The organism is Agrobacterium sp. D14 (genome assembly GCF_001526505.1).
GTDB lineage: Bacteria > Pseudomonadota > Alphaproteobacteria > Rhizobiales > Rhizobiaceae > Agrobacterium > Agrobacterium leguminum.
Genome location: NZ_ASXX01000029.1, coordinates 25,913 through 32,395 on the forward strand (window position 1 = coordinate 25,913; position 6,483 = coordinate 32,395).

The window sequence follows — 6,483 nt, forward strand, 5'->3', positions numbered from 1 at the left end:
GATTTCTTTTTGGTTAAAAACAGCGCTATTCACGAGGAGTTAACACAGAACCATTTGACTTCATGTGTTCGATTAGCTGGGTACTGAAATCGTCGCCGTGAATAGCTACTACTGAAGGATGTGTTGTCATGGCTTCAGCCCACATCCGAATATTCGGATGCTTATGCAGAATATTAATACCGTAGCGGCTTTCCAGAAATAGAAATCTATATAATACCGGTGCATAAACGGCATCCACCATCGAGATGGTTGGACCGTTGAAATATGGGGTTCCAGCGATCGCACCTTCAATTTTTTCGAGACATTTCGAAAGTGACCCTTTCTGGATTTCAAAGCTATTCAGATCACGAGCCATAATCATCATGTATTGTGATCGAATGACTGTCGAAGCGTACTCAATCCAAGATTTGTTTTGGAATTTTTCCAACGGTTCCTTGGGATACAACGCTTCGCCGGTTAAGGTATCGATGAGGTCGGCAATAACCACTGATTCGAAGATAAACCGCCCTCCTACCTGTATTGCAGGCACCGTACCCGTAGGGGATAGTTTCAGAAACCAAGCTGGCTTATCGACTAAGTCTATGTACTCTGTCCGTAGATTGATGTTCTTTAGATTCGCGACGATTTGGACTCTTGTCGCAAACGGGCAAATTCGGAAGCCAATTAGGGTAGCCTCTTCCAGTACGGTTCGCCAATGGGTCGTGTTTTCAGGGTAGTCGGTCACACTGATGCCTTTCCTGAACAATGTAGTCGTTTGACCAGCTCTCAATGCTTAGTAAGGCGTTGAATAGTTGGGATCAGACACCAGACCATGGCAACTGCCATCAAAGGTGTTATCAGTAAGGTCCGCTTCCAAATTTCCCAGTCGGTAGTCATTGGAAATATCCAATAGAGGAGTAGTGTGATGATTGGGTACGCACCCAGCGTCACATAGAGTGTAAAAGTCGTTTTTCTAAGAAAATTCATCATTCCACCTGTGTAAGGCGACGAGTGACGCAGATTTGAGCAATGTCGTGAATGGTATCACATGCGACAAGTTCTTCGGCTTCGATTTCGATATTGAATTTTCGTTCGAGCACCATGCACAATTCGACGAATACCAAAGAGTCGATATCAAGTTCTGTTATTTTAGATTCACTGGTAACGTGTTGAATGCCAAGTTCGCTAGACATGAAAGCTATAATTTCATTTTCCACATTTTCACACATCTTCTTTCCTTTTTAATTGGATATTCCAAAATCTGGCCATGTCAGTGCTACGCTTCCCCAAGTTGTTCCAGCTCCATATGCGGTGAGAAGAACTTTACTTGACGTGGAAATCGAGTTTTGATTTGCGGCCATTGCAAGTGGTATCGAAGCACCGGCTGTGTTTCCGACACGGTCGAGGTGCAAAACGAACTTTTCGGGGTCGATTGACAGTTCTCTGGCAATAGCATCGAGAATGCGCTTATTGGCTTGATGTGCTATCACCACATCAACATCTTCGATGTCCCATCCAACGTTCTCGACTACGTGTTTGATGGAATCTGTCATACCTTGGACAGCTGCCGTAAAAACCTCTTGTCCTTTCATTTGGAGGAATCGCTGGCTTGCAGTTAGTTCGCTGATCCAGGGCCTGTGAGTACCGCCTCCTTCGACTATGATGAAGTCGGCCTTCCTCCCATCTGAATGAAGGTTCATGGCGTGGATCGCCCCGGGTGTAGTCTCATCAACCTGGGAGACAACAACAGCAGCCGCGCCATCTCCAAAGAGGCAGGCTGTCTTTCTGTCGGTTGGATCGATAAGGTCGCTAAATTTTTCAGCAGCGATAACGAGTATCCGTTGCATCATCCCCGAGGTGACGTAGGCATTCGCCGTCGCGAGGGCGTATAAAAAACCGGAGCAAACCGCAGATACATCGAATGCGGGAACTGTCGCCAGTCCCAACTGTGCGGCGATGAGGGGGGCTGTCGCTGGGCAACGATAGTCCGGGGTCGTTGTGGCAACAATGACGGCTTCTATACTCCCCGCTGCAATGTCCTTCAATGCGTTTCGTGCGGCATGTACCGCCATGTCGCTTGTTGCTTCATTTGCATGTGCTCGATGTCGTTGATGTATACCCGTCCGCGACACTATCCATTCGTTGGAAGTATCAAGAAATTCGGACAGCTCTTGGTTGGTGATAATTCTTTCTGGTAAATAGTGACCGATAGACGTTATGCCGGCTCTAAATTTCCCTTGAATTTTGATCATGTGCCGCCTACGCGACCTTGGCGGCAATGGAGCTACTCGGCAGCATATGTGCAACGCTGCAGGTAAGGTTCATCCCGCATAGAACAGTGTTGATATCAGCGCATCGCCAGTATTCCGTACCTTGATCTAAAAGCTTGATTTTTTTGAGTGTTGCATAAATCGGCTGTGGCCCGTCTTGCGTGGCGATAGATTCATTGACGACGATTGTGAATTTTCTCATCCAGAGAGTGTTGCTTGATGCCCTGTCGAGATTGTCGAGGTCGTAAAGGAGAACTTGTCCAAGTTGCAGGGAGTTTGCGAAACAGGATGAAAGAGACCATTTCCTGGGTGTGGAGTGATCGTTGGGGTGCAAGACCGCTGCCGCTGAATTATTCTCTGCCGCAATTATCAGGTCTTTAATCGCCACTTTTTGGCTTTGAGCCGCAACACCGTCATGTAACGCTGTCGAAGTGCCACGTAACCACAGACTAACCTTCATATTGCCGATCGTCGCTCGAATGGAGACACCTTCATGAGGATCAACATTTGTTGCTTGTCCAAAAATTTCTATTTGGTCAAGAGCATCTTCAAGAGGGTTTTTGCCAGCAGTCACCTCAATTCGAGAAATTTGAAATCCCGGAAACGCAGGTGTCGTCAAGCTATTCCAGATAGGCTCTATTATAAGCATCATCAATTCGATTGCATCAATGCTGCTCATGTGTGGACGCTGGATAGTCTCACCTTTGACCGACCATATTTCTGGTATTGTTATTCGCCCATAGCTGGAAAAATCTACCGTTCCGGGAGATCGGGAAACGACACGCATTTCATGTAGCTCTTGTCGTGTGTTTAGATAACCATGCCCGAAGTATCTAGTAGTAGAGTCACCAAGTATCTGCTCGATATCATTATAGTAGCTCATGACTGATCCGGATTTTTGGAGGCTACATAATCATGCGGGCGTAGCGCTCGGATGACTTTTCGATTGCGTCCTTTAAGGGAATAACGGGCTTTATTGACAGGATATTTGCTACCTGCTCACACCTCTGTTCAATTGAACCTCCGACAATGTGGTGAGGAATGTTCAATTCATTGAGTGTCTGCAGCAAAAGTTCATCCGAGGAGTTTCGGAAATGCTCGTTTACGGGACGGTGCCCATCTTTTGCTAATGGCAACTCGTTGCGAAGATGGATAAAACCATCGAATGATGCTCGAACGTGACGCTTAAACAACTTGCCCAGTTCAATCATTACTCCTTCGAAGTAGGACAGCTCATCCGTCTTCTCAACAGATTCGTCCAGCGCGAGATGCGCTGAAGCGTTTGGATTGACACCGTACTTCACCCTAACTCGGCCATAAATCCACTCCTGCAGCGAGCAACCGTCCGAGACGAATCCGGATGTCGAGAGCCTAGTTTCATGAATGACCCGCTCTACATGGCGAGCGACGATCATCTGAATGAGTTGGGCGCTCGTAACCTCATCGAGATCTTTGCCGGGAGCTGCTTCAGGTAACAGTTCTCGCATAGTTCGGGCCTCGGTTCGCTGAATGCCGAGATAGTTGCTCAAAACTAGCGACGTAAATGTCTTGCCCGAGGAGTAGGTTCCTGTAATCCCAAGCCGGCGCATCAGCCTGTTACCTCGTGCGCGCGTTCACCGTTGTGTGCTACGGCCAGCGCCAGCGCTTCTGCCTTGGCGAGAGTTTCCGCTTTGGTTGCGTTGACATCCATATTGAGTACAGTTGGTGAAAAATCGATGCGGCCGGCAAGTTCGATGCCAATGAAATCGAGCCAATCCATCAGATACGGCATGTTGAAATCGCTACCAAAACCGGGTTGGATATTCTCGTGGTAGACCCCACTTGCCTGAATGAGGACCGCTTTGCGTCCCGTTAAAAGTGGTGCATACCCAGTAGATGGATTAAACCCGAAGGACCAACCTGGCTGGGTCACGATGTCGATAAATTGCTTTAGGGCGTATGGCGTACCGTTGTTCCACAGAGGCGTGCTGATGACCAACAAGTCGGCCGCCTCCAGCCTTTCATAGACACTCCGAACGTCAGCCCATGCCTTTGCTTGCGAAACAGACATTTCCGCGCCTGAGAACAGGGCCATCTTTGCCGCCGCCGCCGTTTCACCAAATTCAGGCAATTCACCAGAGAAGAGGTTTAGGCGATCAATCTGAATAGGTTTGGCGGTTCCAAGTTGGGCTAGAAAATGCTCAGCGGTTTCGAGTGACATGCTGATAGTGCCGCGCGGTGAAGCGTTTACGTGAAAGACTTTCATTGAAACCTCTACATTATAATATTTGATGATTTTTTATTTAAATCGAAAACATATATACTTCTAATTTGATTTTTATTGAGCGAAAATAAGTATTTATGTCTTGATCTGGAGTAATATTAATGGGAAAAACTCTTGGAGCAATTCGCAAAAAAACGGCAGCGATGACGAAAAATAAGCAGTATTTAGACTGGCGTTGGGATGATATTCGTTATTTTTTGGAGCTTTATCGTCAAGGCAGCTTGTCGGGAGCGGCCAGGAAATTATCCGTCCGGCATTCTACTGTCGCCCGTCACCTTGCTCGTCTAGAACAGGTCATTGGGGGGAAATTATTTGCAAAACGACTAAATGGATTGGAGCTTTCGGAGTTAGGCAGACATGTCATTGAGCGCGCGCTCATGATTGAGCGCGATGCTGCGATACTTGAGGCAATGGGCCGAAGAAACAACGAATTAGCCGGCAGGGTCATCGTAACATGCCCACCTATGCTGCTCCGGCGCATGGTTATGCCTCGTTTAGACCAATTCTTTGATAATTATGCAGGGATTGAGCTCACCCTTCTCTCCGAAGCTAGGCAAGCGAATCTAAATCAGAACGAAGCTGATATTGCCCTTCGGTTTGTTCGGCCTAACGAGACCGGTTTGGTTTGCCGGACACTTCAGTCGATGAGCTACTCCGTTTATGCCAACCGTAAATGGAAAGATGTTCCACCTGCAAAACAAAAACTTATAAAGCTTACACAGATTAGAAATTTAGAAAACGACGAAAGCTTTCAGCGTTTTGCGGAACAGCGCCATATTGTCATGACGACCAATGACATGGAGGTGGCGTTGGATGCTTGTGTTGGCGGTCATGGAGTTGCACTGTTGCCGGATCAAATTGCGGAGGATAATCCACATCTGGAACGTATCGAAGTTGCCGATTTGGTCATCAAGCAGGACTTGTTTCTTGTTATGCGTGAAGATGTGCGAATGATCCCAAAGGTCAGAGTAGTTGCTGATTATCTCTCGAATGTTTTGAATTGCTCTGGTCGAGCGCGAAATGCGAGTGGAGAGCGTTGAGTTTGGAGTTTTAGCTCCGGAAACAGTGATTGCTTACACCAGTTTACTTTTTTTGCTTTCCCTCTCATCCCCACCCCATTTGCGTGACCTATACTGGCACTGTTCCGCGATGAACCGGGAGACATTCCTGTTTTGAAGTGGAACCGGCGCTGATTGTGAGAGGGGACGTCACTCTCATATTTCGGGGTCTGATAGAGAAAGTCCTCCGGCAATGACGAGAGGAGAGATGGAAGCGGGTTTGTGGTGGGCCGTTCTATTTCTCCGAAACGCATTGGCTGAAGGATAGTCTCTCTAACAGGCATAAACCGCTGAAGCGGGACACTGATAAGTGTCATTCATTCCCATAGGCGGCAATTTTCAGTGCCCCGTTGAAATGCCCATCGAGCTGAAAGGCTGATGGAAAAAAGAGATGAAGCTCATAACACGGTCGCAATCGCGTCGCGTGATAGGAAAGGTGTGTTTGATGGGTCTCTACGAGATGTACGTTCTTGCCGCTCGGGCGGATACTGCCTTGATGAGGAGAAAGCTGGCACGATCTCTTTATGCCAGGGCAAAGCTTCGAAATCGGCGGCTTAAGAAGCAATATTTACACAACCAAAAGGAGAACACGGATTCGTTGGCGGATATGAATAGGGTAGGTCAGTTGCGATCCGGACGGCTTCCGTAAATATATATTTATGTAATAATCGACGTATAAACATATAAAATATATGCTGCGATGAATTATATATGCGCGACTGAATGCGGGCAGGAATCCGCTTATAAATTCGACTTTTGCGGCCTGCAATTTGCAGATTGTGGGGTGAATACGCATAAATATATGAATTTTATGTTGAATTTGCTGCTTTGACCGGAGGATTGTTATGCGCGGAAACTATATAGTCGGGATGGGTTTGATTGGAGTTGATTTCAGATTTGAGTGGCGATCGAT

At 47.2% G+C, this 6,483-nt stretch carries 7 protein-coding genes; 1 reads left to right on the forward strand and 6 read right to left on the reverse strand.

Annotated elements, in window-relative coordinates; genetic code table 11:
* Positions 1-25: 25 nt before the first annotated feature.
* The 6 genes from L901_RS16575 to L901_RS16600 all read right to left on the reverse strand — a co-directional run bounded on the left by L901_RS16575 (position 26) and on the right by L901_RS16600 (position 4,494).
* Positions 26-724, reverse strand: coding sequence for a glutathione S-transferase family protein (locus L901_RS16575; protein WP_059758773.1), 699 nt, complete (start codon positions 722-724; stop codon positions 26-28).
* Positions 725-965: 241 nt separating this feature from the next.
* Positions 966-1,208: an acyl carrier protein gene (locus tag L901_RS16580; protein WP_059758776.1), complete on the reverse strand. Its 243-nt coding sequence runs from the start codon at positions 1,206-1,208 to the stop codon at positions 966-968.
* Positions 1,209-1,220: 12 nt separating this feature from the next.
* Positions 1,221-2,231, reverse strand: a complete 1,011-nt coding sequence (locus L901_RS16585; protein ID WP_059758778.1) for a beta-ketoacyl-ACP synthase III — start codon at positions 2,229-2,231, stop codon at positions 1,221-1,223.
* 7 nt (positions 2,232-2,238) lie between these two features.
* Positions 2,239-3,132 (reverse strand): AvrD family protein, encoded by an 894-nt coding sequence (locus L901_RS16590; RefSeq protein WP_082710678.1) that lies wholly within the window; start codon positions 3,130-3,132, stop codon positions 2,239-2,241.
* 22 nt (positions 3,133-3,154) lie between these two features.
* Positions 3,155-3,838: an AAA family ATPase gene (locus L901_RS16595; RefSeq protein WP_059758784.1), complete on the reverse strand. Its 684-nt coding sequence runs from the start codon at positions 3,836-3,838 to the stop codon at positions 3,155-3,157.
* Positions 3,838-4,494, reverse strand: a complete 657-nt coding sequence (locus L901_RS16600) for an FMN-dependent NADH-azoreductase (protein WP_059758787.1) — start codon at positions 4,492-4,494, stop codon at positions 3,838-3,840. The genes L901_RS16595 and L901_RS16600 overlap by 1 nt, the downstream gene beginning before the upstream one ends.
* Positions 4,495-4,613: 119 nt before the next feature.
* Here L901_RS16600 and L901_RS16605 point away from each other — a divergent pair, with 119 nt between their 5' ends.
* Complete coding sequence (locus L901_RS16605; protein ID WP_082710679.1) at positions 4,614-5,552, forward strand: LysR family transcriptional regulator; 939 nt, start codon at positions 4,614-4,616, stop codon at positions 5,550-5,552.
* The last annotated feature ends 931 nt before the right edge of the window (positions 5,553-6,483 follow it).